The organism is Caballeronia sordidicola, assembly GCF_000729995.1.
In the GTDB taxonomy this organism is placed as follows: domain Bacteria; phylum Pseudomonadota; class Gammaproteobacteria; order Burkholderiales; family Burkholderiaceae; genus Caballeronia; species Caballeronia sordidicola_A.
The window spans coordinates 109,875-127,270 of record NZ_JNFG01000002.1; the positions used below are offsets into that span (position 1 = coordinate 109,875).

The window sequence follows — 17,396 nt, forward strand, 5'->3', positions numbered from 1 at the left end:
GGATCCGATCGAAGCCTGACGACAATAGTCTGTCGCGGACAGTCTCGCTTTCGTGCTGGACTGCTATGGCCACCATGCTGGTGTGGCCTACGACGGCGAAGCTGCGCTCAGGCTTCTTTGTACCGGCGCTTTTGAAATCACTTTCCCTGACGAGAACCTGCCCGACATAAAAACAGTGCTATCGCACGGTCGCTGTGGGAAACGCCGATTCGCTCGCGGCTTCCCTCGTTTCAATGACGAGGGAGACGCTGTCAGTCAGGGAGACATTGCCGGGCACTTCGATGTCTATCTGCAGAAGCCGTTCTCTTGCAAGGCACTCATGCAGGTCATCGAAGACGCTCGCTGCAGCAGCGATGCGAATACTCGCCGAGCCGCCTGGACTAATTGTTGTCGACGGAAGCGCACACAACCCATAGTCGAAGTTCAGTGGTAAGCCTCTTCCGGGGTCACGGAGCAAAGCGAGCGGCAGCTTTCAGCATGAAAGCGAATTTTCAATGTCTGGCCGAGTGAGCGGGCGACCGGCTGAACATGGCCGAGCCCTGCCTCACGACGAATGCTGGCGCGTCGGCCAAAGCCGACGCTCGCCCTTCATCCGCCGGGCGGCTGCAGCTCGCCGCTTCGCTGTCATTCGCGACGCGGCGCAGTCGAACGTCGGCTTCCTGGAACGGCGAACGAGTCTTGACGACCCCTATGCCCAGGTCGCAACTATGTGCAGATGGTCGGTCGCTGATGACGTCGATCCAAGCGTGGCAAAGCGTTGGCAAGGCGAACGATTGAAGATCTGGACATAGTTTTCATCTATGGATGCAGTGGTGGTTCCACTTTCGGAGATCACCATGAACAACGTTCGCCGCTCCCACCCCACTGATACGGACCGTTTCCCCGACGGGTCGATCGGGCCATACGTTGATGCGTTTAAACGGGACTTGGGCCAACGCCGGTACGCTGCAAAGACGGTCGCTACCTACCTGCGCTGCATCATGCATTTCGCCCGATGGACGCACTTCGGGCACCCGACGCGTTGATTCGATTCCTGCGGACGCTGTAACTATGCGAAGGTGTCGCCAGCCTCAACCGCACCCTTCAAGGGGCTGGTATCGCTCGCGATGACCATCTGCGCATAGTTGCGACCTGAGCATAGGGGTCGCTTTGCGACCGTCACGGAAGGCCGAGTCTTCGCACTAACGTGTCGGCCGCCCGGATCATTTCACTAACCGTGTCAGTAGTTTTTCACTTGCCTGGCACAGTTTTCACTTTCTGTGTCATCCGACAGTGGCCCCCGACAATTTCTGTGGCCGCCATCGTAGTTGACGCTATCCAGTGAAACCGGACATTCGTGGCTATCGATGCGCGAATGTCAGGAAAGCGACCTGTAGCCATCTCACCAACCTCAATACCCGAATGTCGGCAAATGCCGAGTGGGACACTACCGCCCACACCGTTACGCCAGCCGGCGATAACAAGACCGATCGTCAAGTTCCGTGACTCATCTGCGAGCAGCGTTGCGCCGCCGGAAAGAATCAGGCTCAAACCGGCAGACTCAAGCGTTACTTATCCTACCGGCCGTATCGAGGCCAGCGCCCAGTCCCTTGCCCGCCCACAGTAGCTCAGACGCGTACCGGCTCATTGCAGTTCACATTGTGAAAAGCGCATGACCGACTTTATTCCTTCAGCTCAAAGTCTTCCGCCGAACGATCGGTCTCTTTATAAATTTACTTGACACCTAAACTATCGAGGCCTAAATTAAACCTGACTCTCCAGCCTGGAGCGCACTATGCGCATCGTATGTATTGGTGGCGGCCCCGCGGGTCTGTACTTTGGCTTGCTGATGAAGAAGCAAAATCCCGCTCACGACGTGACGGTGGTGGAGCGGAATCGTCCCTATGACACCTTCGGCTGGGGCGTGGTTTTCTCCGACCAGACGCTCGGCAACCTGCGTCGTGCGGACGAGGCGAGTGCGGCAGCCATTCTCGATGCGTTCAATCACTGGGACGACATTGACATCCATATCAACGGCCGCACGCAGCGCTCGTCCGGACACGGTTTCTGCGGCATTGGCCGCAAGCGCCTGTTGAATATCCTCCAGGAGCGAGCCGAAGCGCTCGGCGTGAAGCTAGTGTTCGAAACACAAGTCACCAGCGACGAAACCTACGACGCCGACCTCATCATCGCGTGCGATGGCGCCAACAGCGTCGTGCGCACGAAGTACGCGGCCACCTACAAGCCCGATATTGATCTGCGCGACTGCCGCTTTGTCTGGCTCGGCACGGACAAGCTGTTCGACGCGTTTACGTTCGCGTTCGAGAAGACCGAATTCGGCTGGTTCCAGGCGCATGCGTATCGTTTCGACGATCACATGTCCACGTTTATCGTGGAAGCGCCCGAGCGGGTCTGGCGTGCAGCCGGCCTGGATGAAATGAGCAAGGAAGACGGTATTGCATTCTGCGAGCGGCTCTTCGCCAAGTATCTCGACGGCCACGCGCTCAAGTCGAACGCGCAGCATTTGCGCGGCTCCTCGCAATGGATCCGCTTCCCGCGCATCGTGAACGAAACGTGGGTGCATAACCGCGCGAATAGCGATGGCAGCGTCACGCCAATCGTCCTGATGGGCGATGCCGCGCACACGGCGCACTTCTCGATTGGCTCCGGCACCAAGCTCGCGCTTGAAGACGCGATCGAACTGACAAACAGCATCGCGGCGCATCCGGGCGATCTGCTGGCCGCGCTCGATCACTACACGGAAGTACGCAGTGTCGATGTCCTGCGCATCCAGAACGCCGCGCGCAACTCCACCGAGTGGTTCGAAAACGTGGACCGTTACGCATCTTTCGAACCGGAGCAATTCGCTTATTCGTTGCTCACGCGATCGCAGCGTATCTCCCATGAAAACCTGCGCTCGCGCGACGCCGCGTATCTCGCCGAGTTTGAAAACTGGATCGCACAGCGCTCGGGGCTTGATATAGACAGCAGCAAGCGCTCCGTCCCGCCGATGTTTACACCATTCACCGTGCGCGGCGTGACGCTGAAGAACCGCGTGGTGGTCTCTCCCATGGCCCAGTACTCGGCTGTCGATGGCGTCGCGGGTGACTACCACCTGATGCACCTCGGCGCCCGCGCCATGGGTGGTGCTGCATTGGTGATGACCGAGATGACCTGCGTCTCTCCAGAAGGCCGCATCACGCCCGGATGCCCCGGTCTCTATAACGACACGCAACGTGACGCGTGGCGACGCATTGTCGACTTCGTGCATCGTGAGAGCGATGCAAAGATCGGCATCCAGCTGGGTCATGCTGGCGCAAAGGCATCAACGAGGGTGAGTTGGGAGGGGACCGACAAGCCGCTCGAAGAAAGCAACTGGCCGATCGTATCGGCGTCGCGGCAGCAGTATTTGAAAGGCATCAGTCAATGGTCGCGAGAAGCAACCGCCGACGATCTCCGCGAGATCAAGGCGCAGTTCGTGCGTTCGACCGAGCTTGCCGTGGAGGCCGGTTTCGATTGGCTTGAACTGCATTGCGCGCATGGGTATCTGTTGTCCGGCTTTCTCTCTCCGCTCACGAATCAGCGTGACGATGAATACGGCGGTTCGTCCGCGAACCGTCTGCGTTTTCCGATCGAAGTATTCAATGCGATCCGCGCAGCGTGGCCCAAGGACAAACCCATTTCCGTGCGCATCTCGGCGCACGACTGGGTGGATGGCGGCATCACGCCCGACGACGCTGTGCTGATTGCGCGTGCGTTCAAGGAAGCGGGCGCGGACATGATCGACGTATCGTCGGGACAGGTGAGCAAGGAAGAGAAGCCGGTTTATGGCCGCATGTTCCAGACGCCTTTCTCGGATCGCGTGCGCAATGAAGCAGGCATTGCGACCATAGCGGTCGGGGCGATTTCGGAAGCCGACCACGTGAACAGCATCATTGCAGCGGGGCGCGCCGACCTGTGCGCCGTAGCGCGCCCGCATCTTGCCAATCCGTCGTGGACGCTCGATCAAGCCGCGAAGCTTGGTTATGCCGATATCGCCTGGCCGAAGCAATACTATGCCGCGAAGTCGCAGCTCGAGCGCGGCTATGAACGTGAGCGTGCCCAGCGTGCGGAGGGCGAAGCATGAACACCCTCCCGCATCCACTTAAAGGCCAGCACGCGGTGGTCACAGGCGGAGGTAGCGGTATCGGTGCCGCTATCGCGCACGCGCTGGTGACAGCCGGCGCGCAGGTCACGTTGATGGGCCGGGATGCGGCGCGGCTCGCGTATCAGGCCGGAGTCCTGAGCGAAGCCGGAACCGTGCATGTGCAGAGCGTGGATGTCACGTGTGCCGATTCCGTCGCTGCGGCGTTTGCTGCTGCGCGCGAGAACGGTTTCATCGACATCCTCGTTAATAACGCGGGGCAGGCCGAAGCCGCACCGTTTGCAAAGACCGATCTGGCGCTGTGGAAACGCATGCTCGACGTGAATCTGACGGGCGTGTTCCTCTGCACGCAAGAGGTAGTGCCTGCGATGCTCGACCGCCGCAGCGGGCGCATTGTCAACGTCGCAAGCACTGCGGGACAAGTGGGTTACGCCTATGTGGCCGCGTATTGCGCCGCCAAGCATGGCGTGATCGGCATGACACGGTCGCTCGCACTCGAAGTTGCCACGCGTGGCGTGACCGTCAACGCCGTTTGTCCCGGTTATACCGAAACCGGTCTGCTTGATCAGTCGATCGAAAAGATCGTTGCACAGACCGGACGCAGCGAGGACGAGGCACGCGAAGCACTGCTGCGAACTAATCCGCAACGTCGCTTCGTGACGCCGGACGAAGTCGCCAGTTCCGCGTTATGGCTGTGCTTGCCGGAGTCGCGATCGATCACCGGTCAGACCATTTCTATTTCAGGTGGAGAAGTAATGTGAACAAGCCCGCTGCCCGCACGGTTAAAACCGCCGCGCCCGAGAAAGCCAAGGCCGCCGGCAACGTCGTCGACCTGGAGATGAGCACGGGCGTCGACAGTCACATGGGACTGCGCTTGTGGCTGCGCATGCTCACCACCACCAATCTTGTGCAGGCCGAGCTGCGACGCCGCCTTCGCGCCGAATTCGACACCACGCTGCCGCGCTTCGACCTGATGGCGCAACTCGAGCGGCATCCCGAAGGCCTGAAGATGAACGAGCTGTCGCGACGCCTGATGGTCACCGGCGGCAACGTGACGGGTCTCACGGACCAGTTGGAGAAGGAAGGTTTTGTCGTGCGCGACACCGATCCAAGCGACCGCCGTTCGTTTGCCGTGCGCCTCACCGCGCATGGCCGCGAATCGTTCGATCGCATGGCGCGTGCGCATGAACAATGGGTCGTCGAATTGTTCGGCGGATTGCCGCTGGCTGACAAGGCGCGCATGCATCAGAAGCTGGGCAAGTTGAAGCAGCACTTGCGCGAGCGTACGGAATAGATACGGAGACAGTCGATGAACGACAACACCACCGCGCTTTTTGCCGGTAACCGCAAGACCCTCGGCGACTATCGCGCGAAGCACTTTGGCTGGACAGTCGAGCAGGGCGTTGGCACGGTCACCCTTGACAGGCCCGAGCGCAAGAATCCGCTGACGTTCGAATCGTATGCCGAGTTGCGCGACCTGTTCCGTCAGCTCGCTTACGCCACCGACGTAAAAAGCATCGTGATCCACGGCGCCGGAGGCAACTTCTGTTCCGGTGGCGACGTGCACGACATCATCGCGCCACTTGTCGACTTGCCCATGCCCGAGTTGCTCATGTTCACGCGCATGACGGGAGACCTCGTCAAGGCGATGCGCCATTGCCCGCAGCCGATCGTTGCAGCCGTCGATGGCATTTGCGCCGGCGCTGGAGCGATCCTGGCGATGGCTTCGGATATGAGGCTAGGCACCGCGCGAAGCAAGCTCGCGTTTCTCTTCACCCGTGTGGGACTGGCGGGGTGTGACATGGGCGCATGTGCGATCCTGCCGCGCATCATCGGTCAGGGACGGGCGGCTGAACTGCTTTTCACCGGACGCTCCGCCAGTGGCGACGAAGGCTTCGCGTGGGGTTTCTATAACCGCCTATGCGAGCCCGACGACGTTCTGCGCGAAGCGCAATCGCTCGCCTCTGATCTCGCATCGGGACCGACCTTCGCGCATGGCATTACGAAGAAGATGCTGCATCAGGAGTGGAGCATGAGCATAGACGATGCCATCGAATCCGAAGCGCAGGCGCAGGCAATCTGCATGGCGACCAACGATTTCGGCCGCGCGTATCGCGCATTCGCCGCCAAGACGCGGCCCGTGTTCGAGGGAGATTGAGGTGGCCAATCCTCAAACAACTTCCGACGCTTTTCACGATGCCCTCGCATGGCCGTTCTTCGAAGAACGGCATCGCGAGCTGGGTGTGCGTATCGACACGTGGGCAGCAGAACATCTGGGCGATACGCATGCGACTCATGCGAACGTCGACTCAATCTGTCGCCGTCTCGTGCGTGAACTTGGCGCGGCCGGATGGTTGCGCTATGGCATAGGCGGCACGGCTTATGGTGGTCACGGCGATACCATCGACACGCGCGCCGTTTGCCTGTTGCGCGAAACGCTTGCTCGCCACAGCGGTCTTGCCGACTTCGTGCTCGCGATGCAGGGACTCGGATCGGGCGCGATTTCGCTTGGCGGCAACGAGGCGCAAAAGCAGCGTTATCTGCCGCGTGTGGCAAGCGGCGAGGCAATCGCGGCGTTTGCGTTGACGGAACCCGATGCAGGCTCGGACGTCGCGGCGCTTGCGCTCAGCGCGCGCGAAGACGGCGATTTCTATGTACTCGATGGCGAGAAGACCTGGATCTCGAACGGTGGCATCGCGGACTTTTACGTGGTGTTCGGCCGTACCGGCGAGGCGGCGGGGGCGCGTGGCATTAGCGCGTTTATCGTCGATGCGGATACGCCGGGACTGCGCATTGCCGAACGGCTCGATGTGATCGCGCCGCATCCGCTGGCGCGCCTTTCGTTCGAAAATGCACGCGTGCCACGTTCCGCTTTGCTCGGCAATCGCGGCGAAGGTTTCAAGCTTGCCATGCGTACGCTCGATATCTTTCGCACGTCGGTCGCAGCGGCATCGCTCGGCTTCGCGCGGCGGGCGATGAGCGAAGGGATCGAACGCGCTGCGTCACGCAGGATGTTCGGGCAGACGCTGGGTGACTTCCAACTGACGCAAGCGAAACTCGCGCAAATGGCGCTCACCATCGACAGCTCTGCGTTGCTCGTCTATCGGGCGGCTTGGTTGCGCGATCAGGGCAAGTCGGTCACGCGTGAAGCTGCACTAGCGAAGTGGCATGCGAGCGAGGGTGCTCAGCAGGTGATTGATGCCGCCGTGCAATTGTGGGGCGGCAGCGGCGTGCAAAGCGGTGCGGTGGTCGAGCAACTGTATCGGGAGATTCGCGCACTGCGCATCTATGAAGGCGCGACCGAAGTGCAGCAGTTGATTGTCGGGCGCGATCTGCTCAAGGCTCATGCCGCGAGGAACGCATGATGGAATCATCGACCCATTTCGAACGGCCGGTGCGCATTCGTTTTTCGCATTGCGATCCCGCGGGTATCGTATTTTTTCCGCAGTATCTCGTGATGACCAACGCGCTGGTAGAGGACTGGTTTAACGATGCACTCGGTATCGACTACGCCGCGATGATCAGCAAGCGTCGCGTCGGCTTGCCGATCGTGAAGCTCGATTGCACGTTTTCAAAGCCAAGCCAGATGGGCGACACGCTCGTGTTGTCGCTGACGCTTGAACGCATAAGTGCTCGTTCCGTTGGCATTGTGATTGACGCACAGTCGCAGGGCGAAACGCGCTTTCTCGCGCGTCAGGTGCTCGTGACAACGTCGCTCGAATCCGGGGTGTCGATCGAGATTCCCAATGACATCCGTGCGGCGCTGACGCGCTTTAATCCTGCGGCGCTCGCACAACTAAAGGAGACTCTGTCGTGAAAAATGCATTACTCCCGGCTGGTTGGGTCAAGCCACGCGGATACGCGAACGGTGTTGCCGCGCGCGGCACGCAGGTTTTCATAGCAGGACAGATTGGCTGGGACGCGCAAGGCCATTTCCATAGCAGCGACTTCGCGGCGCAAGCGCGTCAGGCTCTGTTGAACATAGTCGCCGTGCTCGATGCTGCAGGGGGGCGTCCGGAGCATCTCGTACGCTTGACCTGGTACGTGACCGACAAGCGTGAGTACGTCGCCGCACTGAGGGACGTGGGCAGCGCGTTTCGAGAACTGATCGGCAACTACGACATTGCAATGAGCGCCGTGCAGGTGGCCGCGCTCATTGAAGACGAAGCCAAGGTGGAGATCGAAGCCACCGCCGTTATTCCGGATTAACTACCGTCGCTTGTTTCGTCGCTTATTTCGTTGTTCTCGGAGCTCACCATGGAACCTTCGGCTCACGTCGATACGTTTTCCCGCGACAACCTGCCGCCGCCTGGCGAGTGGCCGCAGTTTCTGCTCGACAACCCCGACGTCTCCTATCCGGCGCGCCTGAATTGCGCGGTCGAATTGCTCGACCGGATAATCGATGACCATCAGGCACGCGGGCAGGGTGCAAAACCCGCGATCTGGTCGGACGTCGATGGTGCACCGCACGCGACCACGTACAGCGAATTGCGTACGCGCGTGAACCAGGCGGCGCATGTGCTAACCGGAGTGATGGGACTGGTGCCGGGCAACCGCATCTTGCTGCGTGGGCCGAACACGTTGCACATGGCAATCGCGTGGCTTGCGTCCTTGAAGGCGGGTCTCGTGGTGGTGCCTACCATGCCGCTTTTGCGGGCGAAAGAACTGAAGCAGATCATCGATAAGGCTCAAGTGTCCGCGGCCCTATGCGACGCGCGACTGGTCGATGAACTCGCGCAATGCAACGATCCCGCCAACGCGTACTTTTGCGAAAGCCTGCTGCAAACAAGGCTCTTTCATGATAATGGTCCCGATTCCGTCGATACGATCGCCTTGCTTCAACCTGCCGAATACACGGCGGTTGACACCGCTGCCGACGACGTCTGCCTGATCGCATTTACCAGCGGCACGACAGGAATGCCGAAGGGTTGCATGCATTTTCATCGCGATGTGCTTGCAATGTGCGACCTGTTTCCGCGCCATATTCTCAAGCCCACCGCCGACGATATATTCTGCGGCACGCCTCCGCTAGCGTTCACCTTCGGGCTGGGCGGCTTGCTGTGTTTTCCGTTGCGCGCGGGGGCATCGTCGGTATTGATCGAGAAGTTGACGCCGGAGACGCTGCTGCAAGTGGTCGAGCGTTTTCGCGCAACCATCATGTTCACGGCGCCGACGTTCTATCGGCAAATGGCGGGTCTTGCTTCGCGCTTTGATTTATCGAGCCTTGGAAAGAGCGTCTCGGCCGGCGAACCTTTACCGGATGCCACACGCAAGCTCTGGCGACAGGCCACGGGTTTGCAAATGATCGATGGAATTGGCAGCACTGAAATGATCCACATCTTTGTGTCGAGCGCCGAAGGACAGACGCGCGACCGGGCGATCGGGCGCGCGGTGCCGGGCTACGTGGTGCAGGCAGTGGACAACAACATGCAGAGCGTTCCTGTGGGCGAGATAGGCATGCTCGCGGTCAAAGGGCCGACCGGGTGCCGCTATCTAAGCGACCCGCGCCAGCGTAGTTTTGTCCGCGACGGATGGAACCTCCCGGGCGATTCGGTTTGTATCGATGCCGATGGTTACGTCTTTTATCAGTCCCGTGCTGACGACATGATCATCTCGGCCGGCTATAACATTTCCGGTCCGGAAGTAGAAAGCGCGCTGCTGCTGCATGAAGCGGTTGCGGAGTGCGGGGTGGTCAGCGTGGCCGACGACGAGCGCGGGCAAATTGCCAAGGCGTTCGTTGTTCTGAGTGCGGGATTTGTCGCGAGCGACGCGTTGGTGGTGCAACTGCAAACCTTCGTGAAGGAACAGATCGCGCCGTACAAGTATCCGCGCGCGATTGAATTTATCAGTGCCTTGCCTCGCACCGAGACGGGCAAGCTGAAGCGGTTTGCGTTGCGGGCGTTAGCGGCGTCTTGATGGGAGCACGTAGCTTTCGTTGGCCCGCATACTACCCTTGAGCGCGCGAGATTTCGTCAGGAGGGAAAGCAATGAACTTCTCTTTCGATCCCGCAAGCCCGCTTGCGAAGCTCGGGGTTTCCGTGCCGATCATTCAGGCGCCGATGGCCGGTTGGGCAACACCTGCCCTCGCTGCAGCGGTGTCCAACTCGGGTGCGCTTGGGTCGCTCGGCATTGGCGGGATGAAAGCGGAGGATGCTCGCGCCGTTATCCGCAAGACACGCTCGCTCACAGACAAGCCGTTCAACGTGAACGTGTTCTGCCATCGGCATGCCGCCGCCGACGCATTCCGGGAAGCGCGCTGGCTTACATTCCTCGAGCCGTACTTTGCCCGCTTTCAAGCCTCACCGCCCGCTGCGTTGAGTCATGACGCTTCAAGCTTCATCGATGACGACGCTGTCCTGGCGATGCTGCTCGAGGAGCGCCCGGCCGTCGTCAGCTTTCATTTTGGACTGCCGGCACTGGCCGCGATCGGCGCGCTGCGCGACGCCGGTATCGTGTTGTTCGCGACCGCAACCAACGCGGACGAAGCGGGGCAGGTGGCCGACGCGCAAATCGACGCGATCGTGGCGCAAGGCGCCGAAGCCGGAGGCCACCGCGGCACATTCGATCCCGCCGCGTCAGACGAATTGCTTGGGACCATGACGCTCGTTCGGTTACTCAGGCGCGAGACACCATTGCCGATCATCGCCGCTGGCGGAATCATGGACGGCGCGAGCATTGCCGGCGTGCTTGCGCTCGGCGCTCAGGCCGCGCAACTGGGTACCGCGTTTCTCGTTACCCCCGAGTCGGCAGCCGATGCGGCCGACCGGGCTGCACTGCTAAACCCTCAAAGCCGCACTGCATTCACGAAGGCAATCTCCGGCAGGCTCGCCCGCAGCATCGAAAACGCCTTCACGGACATTGGGCGAGATCCGGGCTGTCCCTCGATCCCCGACTACCCAATTGCGTTTGGCGCCGCCCGCGCGTTGAATGCCGCGGCGAAGGCCCATGGCAGTTCAGCTTTCGCCGCACAGTGGGCCGGCGAAGCAGTTCGGTTGTCGCGAGCGATGCCCGCAGCGGAACTGGTCGCAACGCTCCTGCAGGAAACCGTCGATGCGATCGCTTCGCTACGGACCGGTTTCGTCATCGGTTCAGGGTCGGACACATCCAGGTTGCACCCGTAACCCACGGCCTGTAACTACCCCTTTTGCGGGTTGGGAGATCAACGCGTCGCTAAGTGTGGCCCAGGGTATTCCGGCCTCCATTTCCTGTCGTTCGAACCTCTTATGTTGATCCGATTGCTCGGCACTGAATGCGTTGGACTTCCGAACATATCTCCGGCGAGAAACTAAATCGGTCAATTCATCAGTTTGCCGTTTCGGTCGGCCGTAGCGTATTCATTATTCTTACCGATGACCTTACTTTAAGGCGCGCTATATATTTTTTAATTTTTTATTGGCGACTTTCCGACTGTTTTAGATTTACGATCACTCATCGCGGTATTTCCTTAAGGTGAGTACAAAAATACGACTGGACAGTTTCGGGGGAATTGGCCCTTTGTAATGCGTAATGTGCAAAGGGCACATGGCTTATGCCTCCAGAATTGTATTGACCGTAAGCGGTAAAACGTCCGCTGGACGCAAGCGCCTATTTTCTTTCCTCTATACGGACGCTGTTTAATGCCCGCGCCCAGCACAATCAAGCGATGAACCCGTGTGAAGCCGGCCAAGGGGATTTTATGCCCGCGCATCCTGCATCGCCGCTAGACGACCATTCAGAGACCTTCTTCATGTTAAAAAAACGCGTTCATGCTTTATTTGCTGCCGCTGTGCTGATCGCGGCAATTGCGCCAGAGTGTCAGGCGCAATACACGACCGACTGGCTCGCGAACACATACGGAACGAATTCCACGTATGTGGGTAATGGTGCTCGTTCCATATGGGTTGCGCCCGAGGGAATTATTTATACGGCTTCCCTGTGGGACGAAAACGAAGGCGGCGTCGCCATATACGGCAACCGCCAGAACATGGGTTCCATCGGAATTCATAACGAGTTCCAGGGCAGTGCCATTACGGGCAATGCGACTTCAATCTTTGCAGCCTTGCAATATGACAGGACTAATGGCAGTGGCTGGGTAGGGCGATATAACCGAACCAGTAAAACACGCGATCTCTCCATCTCCGTCAGCGCGACAACAACCCAGACGCGTGGTGACGTTGTTACCGGACTCGCGACATCAGGCTCTCTCCTTTACGCGAGCGACTTCCCCGGAAATCGCGTCCGGGTCTTCACCACCGACGGCGTCTGGCAGAGCGATATCAACGTAGCAGCTCCCGGGGCGCTCGCGTTGGACAGCGCCGACAATGTCTGGGTCGCGCAAGAGAACACCGGCACGGTTGTGGAATTCAGTCCGGCAGGCGCGGCTTTGAACACGATCCAGATGTCACCCACGTCCCGCCCGAGCGGGCTGTATTTCGACGCGACGGCCGGTCAGCTTTTGGTCGGCGACGAGGGGCCCGACATGAACATCAAGATCTACCAGACCGCGGGCGTTTCAACTCCGCCAACCCAGGTCGGCACGTTCGGCATTCAGGGTGGATATCTCGACACCACGAGTGGAATCAAAGGCCAGGTCGGGGACAAGCGCTTCACCCGCGTTGCGGGCATTGGCAAGGACGCCGCGGGCACCCTGTATGTCCTCAACAACCCGTGGGGCGGAACCTGGGACCTCGGCCGCAACGGCAATACCGATATCCACGCCTACAGCAGCTCGGGCACCCTGCAATGGACGCTTCAGGCACTCAATTTTGAAGGCAACGGCGCACCGGACCCCGGGACAGACGGCGCAAACTTCTACGAAGGTTTCAATGTCTACACGGGCACCGCGGGCGGCACGTTCGTGGCGAATACGGTCGATCCGATCGACTATCCGTCCGATCCACGCATCAACATCAACGACACCCAGCGCGGTCAGCACTTCGCGCAAATCGCCACGGTCGGCGCAAACCGGATCCTTGTGGCAGCCGGCCAGAATCCAGGGATCTTTTACTTCTTCCACTTCAACGCGGCCAATGGCTACATCGCCATACCCGACGGGTCGCTGCCTGGCACGGCGTTCAATGCCACTGCACTGATCACGGGCGGGTTTTGTCTCGACAGCAATGGCAACGTCTGGGCCGGCCCGGACCGAACGAACCGCATCTACTACTATCCGTTGACTGGCTTCGATGCCAACGGTAAGCCGAGTTGGGGAGCAGGCATTGCGTATGCCACGCCGAGGACCATCCTGCCATTGACGCGGATCATCTACCTGCCGGAGAGCGACACCATGATCCTCGCGCAAGGCATAGTCGGGAGCACAGACTGGACGTCGATAGGAACTAGGATCGAGGTCTATCACGGCTGGCTTGCGGGAAACCAGAGCTCGCCGAATCCGGTGATCAACCTCACCAGCGCCAATCCAAAATCGCTCACGGCCGCCGGCAACTACCTGTTCGTCGGATACGTCAACACCGTGCCCAACATCGACGCCTTCAATCTCGCCACGGGTAGCCTTGACACTACATTCATCAATAGCAGCCCCGCTACAGTGGACGTAGGCAACAACGTTGATTCGATGTACGGCCTGAGGTCATACCTGCGATCGACCGGTGAGTACGTGGTCACGAAGGACAACTACAACGAGTCCAGCATCATTGTTTATCGATGGACGCCGGGGTCATAGCGTCAGGCGGGGAGATCGTCAAGAGCGCCAATAGTTAGCCCTGCGAATTTGCTTCTCTCGTACTGCGGCACGAGAACCAGCGCCGTAGCGTCCCAGGCACTTGCGCGACCTCCGGCACCTCGCGCCACCACCGCTGACCGCGGTGCGGCGTGGCCAGATCCAGCCGTTCTCCCATGCGCGGCGTCGCGAGCGGAATGCCATGCGCACCGGCGAGCCCCATCACGCGCTCGAACGGTTCCTGCCAGCGATGCATCGCCAGGTCGAAGGTGCCGTTGTGGATCGGCATCAGCCACTGGCCGCGCAGATCGAGGTGGGCCTGCACGGTTTCATCGGGCTGCATGTGTACGTACGGCCATTGGGCGTCGTAGGCGCCCGTTTCGAGCAGCGTTATATCGAACGGACCGAGCCGTTCTCCAATCGTCTTGAAGCCGTCGAAGTAGCCTGTGTCGCCGCTGAAGAACACGCGCAGATCGCCGTCGACGATGACCCACGAGGCCCACAACGTACTGTTGCCATCGAAAAGACTGCGGCCGGAGAAATGCTGCGAAGGTGTCGCCGTGAACGCGAGACCGTCGATCTCCACACCCTGCCACCAGTCGAACTGACGAACCTTCGACGCGTCGATACCCCACTCGATCAGCCGGTCGCCCACGCCTAGCGGCGTCAGGAACACGCTCGTGGAATTCGCAAGCGCAAGCACCGTCTCGCGGTCCAGATGGTCGTAGTGGTCATGGGACAGAATCACGCCGCGCAGCGGCGGCAAATCGGCGAGCGCGATGGGCGGTGCATGAAAGCGTTTGGGACCAAACCGCCGGAACGGCGATGCCCGTTCGGCGAAGACTGGGTCGGTCAGCCAGAACTCACCGCGCAGCTTGAGCAGCATGGTTGAATGACCGAGGCGAAACAAGCTTCGGTCAGGCGCCGCGTCAAGCTGTTCGCGCGTCAGTGCATCGACGGGCAAGGGGCTTGCAGGCACGGTGCCGGCCGGTTTGTGCAGCAGGATATTCCACACGATGCTCAGGGTCTTGCCGATTCCTTCCACGGGACGAGGCTTGACGTTACGGAAGCGCTCGCCGTCGTGCTGAGTTGAGGAGTCGAATGATTCGCGACCGCGTTGCGCTGCAGTCAGCCCCAAAGCACGGCGGATAGAACCGGTGAACGATGTCATGGTGTGACGTCCCGATGCGGAAAGTAGACTGTGGAGTGTAGTTTATCCTATAAAAAAGTAAACTGCCTGGTGTAAAATTTATCGATGAACGCTACTGCTAATCTCACTGTCAACCTCACTTCGAACCAGCTCCGCCTGACCGATCGCAAGCGCGCTGCCGTGATCGCTGCGGCTATCGAAGAATTTCTCGCGGCGGGTTTCGATGCAACCAGTATGGACCGCATCGCAGCTCGCGCGGGGGTATCGAAGCGCACGGTCTACAACCATTTCCCCAGCAAGGAAGCGCTGTTCGCCGCCATCATGCGGCAGCTGTGGGACTCGAGCGACTCGGGAGAGGCGCCCGCTTATACCGGCTCTGAGCCGTTGCGCGCGCAGTTGCTCCAGTTGCTGTTGAAAAAGCTGAGTCTTCTGAACAACGAAGCGTTCCTGTCACTCGCGCGCGTGGCGATCGCGGCAGGCATTCATTCGCCGGAGCGTGCACGCGACATGGTGGCCCGCATGGGTGAGCGCGAAGAAGACCTGACCGTGTGGATACGTGCAGCCACTGCTGATGGCCGGCTCAAGACATCGGATCCCGTGTTCGCCTCGCAGCAGTTGCAGGCTCTCGTCAAGGCGTTTGCTTTCTGGCCACAGGTGACAATGGGGCAGCGCCCCCTCGGCAAGGCTGAACAAAAGCAAGTAGCGGAATCCGCCGCCGATATGTTTCTTGCACGCTACGCATGATGGGTGCGCGACGCGCGTAACGCGTGCGGTTTTCGTCGGATCGAACGCACGGCTCGTAATCTCCAGTTACAGCGCCTTGGCGATTGCCCGATCGGGTTCACGCAAGTGACACCGCATTTCACTATCGTGGTGACGCTCACTCCTATTGTGGATTGAGCCCCGTTGCAGATACTGGAGACTTCCATGAGCGATCAACACGAAGTTCATCACCATCATCACGAAGCAGCCAAGCACCTTGATTCGGCCGCGAAGCATCATCGCGAAGCAGCCAAGCACGCCGAAGCCGGCGACCACGAGAGTGCGAGCCACCATGCCCACCTGGCGCATGGTCACGGGTTGCACGCGGGCGAGCATGCTGAACACGCGGCCAAGAAAGCAGCGCACCTGCACAGCGGCCACTGATTGATTTAGTTTGACCCGGTTGTTTCGGACAACGCACTAGATCCTAGTGCGTTGTCCGGATGCCGGCACTTTTCTTGTGATGGATGGTTGCGCACATTGTGCAGCGCTGTTGCACCGATCCCGCAGCGAAGGCGGCACACGACAACGAACCGCGTTGCCGCGCCCGCTGGAAGTTTCCGCTTGAACGGCGCTTACTTGATCGACTGGACCTGCGCCTGGCTCAATTCCCACGTATGCGGTGGGAGCGGAATAAAGTGCACGGTATCGAGGTATGCCTCATTGGTCTCGGACGGCACGATCGACCAAAGCAGGAACCTGCGCAGCGCGGCAGCGGTCGTGGCGTCAGGCTGTTTCGTCGAAACGACCGCGTACTCGTAATTGACGAGCGGGTAAGCGCCCGATGCCGGCGCGAACACAAGGCTCAGGCGTTCGTCAGCCGGCGTGCGCGGACCGAGCGAAGCGGCGCCCGCCGTGATCGTGTCTTTGCTCGGCGTAACAAACTCGCCTGCTCCATTCTTGAGGGCGGCGGTGCCCAGATGCGCGGCGGCCAGCTTGTCAGTAAAACTGACGCCCACATAACCGATCGAGTAGGGCGTCGCTTGCAGCGCCTGCAGCATGCCCGCGTTCCCCGTTGCGGTCGTACTGCCCGACACGGTTGGCCATGAGATGGACGTGCCGTATCCCTGGCTGCTTTCCCAGCTCGGCGTCGAGAACGACAGGAACTGGGTGAACACGAAGGTGTCTCCAGAGCCTTCAGCCCGATGGATCGGCACGATCGGATTATGCGGCAACGCCACGCCCCGGTTGAGCGCGGCGATCTGCGGTGCATCCCAGTTGCGGATCTCGCCGGTATAGATTGCGGCGAGCACCGGCCCGTCCAGCTTGAGGTGCGTCGCGTTGAGGCCGGGCAGGTTGTAGTTGACCGTCTGCGCGGCAATTGCCAGCGGGACGTTGATGATCTGCGGGTGTTGCCGCATCTCGGCATCGGACATATACGCGTCGGATGCGCCGATGTGAACCTTGGCGGCCAGCACCTGCTGGATACCGGCCTCGGAGCCGGTCTCGCCCACCGTAATGTGGACGCCGGGATGCGACTTCGTGTACTCGGCCACCCAGGTTGTAAAGAGCGGATACATCAAGGTCGAGCCGGTTTCGCTCAATGTGAGGTCCTGCGCATTGGCCACTGCGCTCGTCATCAGGCTGAACGCAGCCACGCACAGCGGCAGGGCTGCGAACCGGTGCGGGCGCAACCGCCGTGCCGGGTTTTTATAGAGCTTGGTCATGCAGGTCTCCGTCGCGATACTGGAACCAACTCTTGC

General features: G+C 60.2%; 14 protein-coding genes. 12 read left to right on the forward strand and 2 right to left on the reverse strand.

Annotated elements, in window-relative coordinates:
• The first annotated feature begins 1,774 nt into the window (after positions 1–1,774).
• The 10 genes from FH08_RS0101465 to FH08_RS0101510 all read left to right on the forward strand — a co-directional run bounded on the left by FH08_RS0101465 (position 1,775) and on the right by FH08_RS0101510 (position 13,784).
• Entirely contained in the window at positions 1,775–4,105 is a 2,331-nt protein-coding gene (locus FH08_RS0101465; RefSeq protein ID WP_051887625.1) for a bifunctional salicylyl-CoA 5-hydroxylase/oxidoreductase, read from the forward strand.
• Complete coding sequence (locus tag FH08_RS0101470; RefSeq protein ID WP_031356608.1) at positions 4,102–4,884, forward strand: SDR family NAD(P)-dependent oxidoreductase; 783 nt, start codon at positions 4,102–4,104, stop codon at positions 4,882–4,884. Before FH08_RS0101465 ends, FH08_RS0101470 begins: the two co-directional genes overlap by 4 nt.
• Positions 4,881–5,417, forward strand: coding sequence for a MarR family winged helix-turn-helix transcriptional regulator (locus FH08_RS0101475; protein ID WP_031356609.1), 537 nt, complete (start codon positions 4,881–4,883; stop codon positions 5,415–5,417). The genes FH08_RS0101470 and FH08_RS0101475 overlap by 4 nt, the downstream gene beginning before the upstream one ends.
• A 15-nt stretch (positions 5,418–5,432) precedes the next feature.
• Complete coding sequence (locus tag FH08_RS0101480) at positions 5,433–6,281, forward strand: enoyl-CoA hydratase family protein (protein WP_031356610.1); 849 nt, start codon at positions 5,433–5,435, stop codon at positions 6,279–6,281.
• A gap of 1 nt (position 6,282) precedes the next feature.
• Complete coding sequence (locus FH08_RS0101485) at positions 6,283–7,488, forward strand: acyl-CoA dehydrogenase family protein (protein ID WP_031356611.1); 1,206 nt, start codon at positions 6,283–6,285, stop codon at positions 7,486–7,488.
• A complete protein-coding gene (locus tag FH08_RS0101490) occupies positions 7,488–7,940 on the forward strand; it encodes an acyl-CoA thioesterase (RefSeq protein ID WP_031356612.1) in 453 nt (150 codons plus the stop codon). The genes FH08_RS0101485 and FH08_RS0101490 overlap by 1 nt, the downstream gene beginning before the upstream one ends.
• Positions 7,937–8,332 (forward strand): RidA family protein, encoded by a 396-nt coding sequence (locus FH08_RS0101495; protein WP_031356613.1) that lies wholly within the window; start codon positions 7,937–7,939, stop codon positions 8,330–8,332. The genes FH08_RS0101490 and FH08_RS0101495 overlap by 4 nt, the downstream gene beginning before the upstream one ends.
• A gap of 48 nt (positions 8,333–8,380) precedes the next feature.
• The gene (locus FH08_RS0101500; RefSeq protein ID WP_031356614.1) at positions 8,381–10,039 is read left to right on the forward strand and encodes an AMP-binding protein; all 1,659 of its coding nucleotides are present in this window, start codon (positions 8,381–8,383) and stop codon (positions 10,037–10,039) included.
• Positions 10,040–10,110: 71 nt separating this feature from the next.
• Complete coding sequence (locus FH08_RS0101505) at positions 10,111–11,244, forward strand: NAD(P)H-dependent flavin oxidoreductase (protein WP_035565032.1); 1,134 nt, start codon at positions 10,111–10,113, stop codon at positions 11,242–11,244.
• Positions 11,245–11,849: 605 nt separating this feature from the next.
• Positions 11,850–13,784 carry a hypothetical protein gene (locus FH08_RS0101510; protein ID WP_031356616.1) on the forward strand — a complete coding sequence of 645 codons (1,935 nt, stop codon included), beginning with the start codon at positions 11,850–11,852 and terminating at the stop codon, positions 13,782–13,784.
• A 34-nt stretch (positions 13,785–13,818) separates the two neighbouring features.
• On the opposite strand, the gene FH08_RS0101515 is transcribed toward FH08_RS0101510, so the two are convergent.
• A complete protein-coding gene (locus tag FH08_RS0101515) occupies positions 13,819–14,952 on the reverse strand; it encodes an MBL fold metallo-hydrolase (protein ID WP_031356617.1) in 1,134 nt (377 codons plus the stop codon).
• An 84-nt stretch (positions 14,953–15,036) separates the two neighbouring features.
• Here FH08_RS0101515 and FH08_RS0101520 point away from each other — a divergent pair, with 84 nt between their 5' ends.
• Together FH08_RS0101520 and FH08_RS50180 are read left to right on the forward strand one after the other, a co-directional pair.
• A complete protein-coding gene (locus FH08_RS0101520) occupies positions 15,037–15,675 on the forward strand; it encodes a TetR/AcrR family transcriptional regulator (RefSeq protein WP_051887626.1) in 639 nt (212 codons plus the stop codon).
• A 183-nt stretch (positions 15,676–15,858) separates the two neighbouring features.
• On the forward strand, positions 15,859–16,077 hold the full coding sequence (locus FH08_RS50180) for a hypothetical protein (RefSeq protein ID WP_075583274.1): 219 nt from the start codon (positions 15,859–15,861) through the stop codon (positions 16,075–16,077).
• 191 nt (positions 16,078–16,268) lie between these two features.
• Here the strand turns inward: FH08_RS50180 and pstS are convergent, their stop codons facing one another.
• Complete coding sequence (pstS, locus tag FH08_RS0101530) at positions 16,269–17,360, reverse strand: phosphate ABC transporter substrate-binding protein PstS (protein ID WP_051887628.1); 1,092 nt, start codon at positions 17,358–17,360, stop codon at positions 16,269–16,271.
• Positions 17,361–17,396 lie beyond the last annotated feature (36 nt).

Excerpts from the sequence above, each read along its gene's own strand:
- FH08_RS0101515 (WP_031356617.1), bottom strand. The coding sequence starts at position 14,952 with ATGACATCGTTCACCGGTTCTATCCGCCGTGCTTTGGGGCTGACTGCA.
- FH08_RS0101490 (WP_031356612.1), top strand. The coding sequence starts at position 7,488 with ATGGAATCATCGACCCATTTCGAACGGCCGGTGCGCATTCGTTTTTCG.
- pstS (WP_051887628.1), bottom strand. The coding sequence starts at position 17,360 with ATGACCAAGCTCTATAAAAACCCGGCACGGCGGTTGCGCCCGCACCGG.
- FH08_RS0101520 (WP_051887626.1), top strand. The coding sequence starts at position 15,037 with ATGAACGCTACTGCTAATCTCACTGTCAACCTCACTTCGAACCAGCTC.
- FH08_RS0101480 (WP_031356610.1), top strand. The coding sequence starts at position 5,433 with ATGAACGACAACACCACCGCGCTTTTTGCCGGTAACCGCAAGACCCTC.
- FH08_RS0101470 (WP_031356608.1), top strand. The coding sequence starts at position 4,102 with ATGAACACCCTCCCGCATCCACTTAAAGGCCAGCACGCGGTGGTCACA.
- FH08_RS0101505 (WP_035565032.1), top strand. The coding sequence starts at position 10,111 with ATGAACTTCTCTTTCGATCCCGCAAGCCCGCTTGCGAAGCTCGGGGTT.
- FH08_RS50180 (WP_075583274.1), top strand. The coding sequence starts at position 15,859 with ATGAGCGATCAACACGAAGTTCATCACCATCATCACGAAGCAGCCAAG.
- FH08_RS0101465 (WP_051887625.1), top strand. The coding sequence starts at position 1,775 with ATGCGCATCGTATGTATTGGTGGCGGCCCCGCGGGTCTGTACTTTGGC.
- FH08_RS0101500 (WP_031356614.1), top strand. The coding sequence starts at position 8,381 with ATGGAACCTTCGGCTCACGTCGATACGTTTTCCCGCGACAACCTGCCG.
- FH08_RS0101510 (WP_031356616.1), top strand. The coding sequence starts at position 11,850 with ATGTTAAAAAAACGCGTTCATGCTTTATTTGCTGCCGCTGTGCTGATC.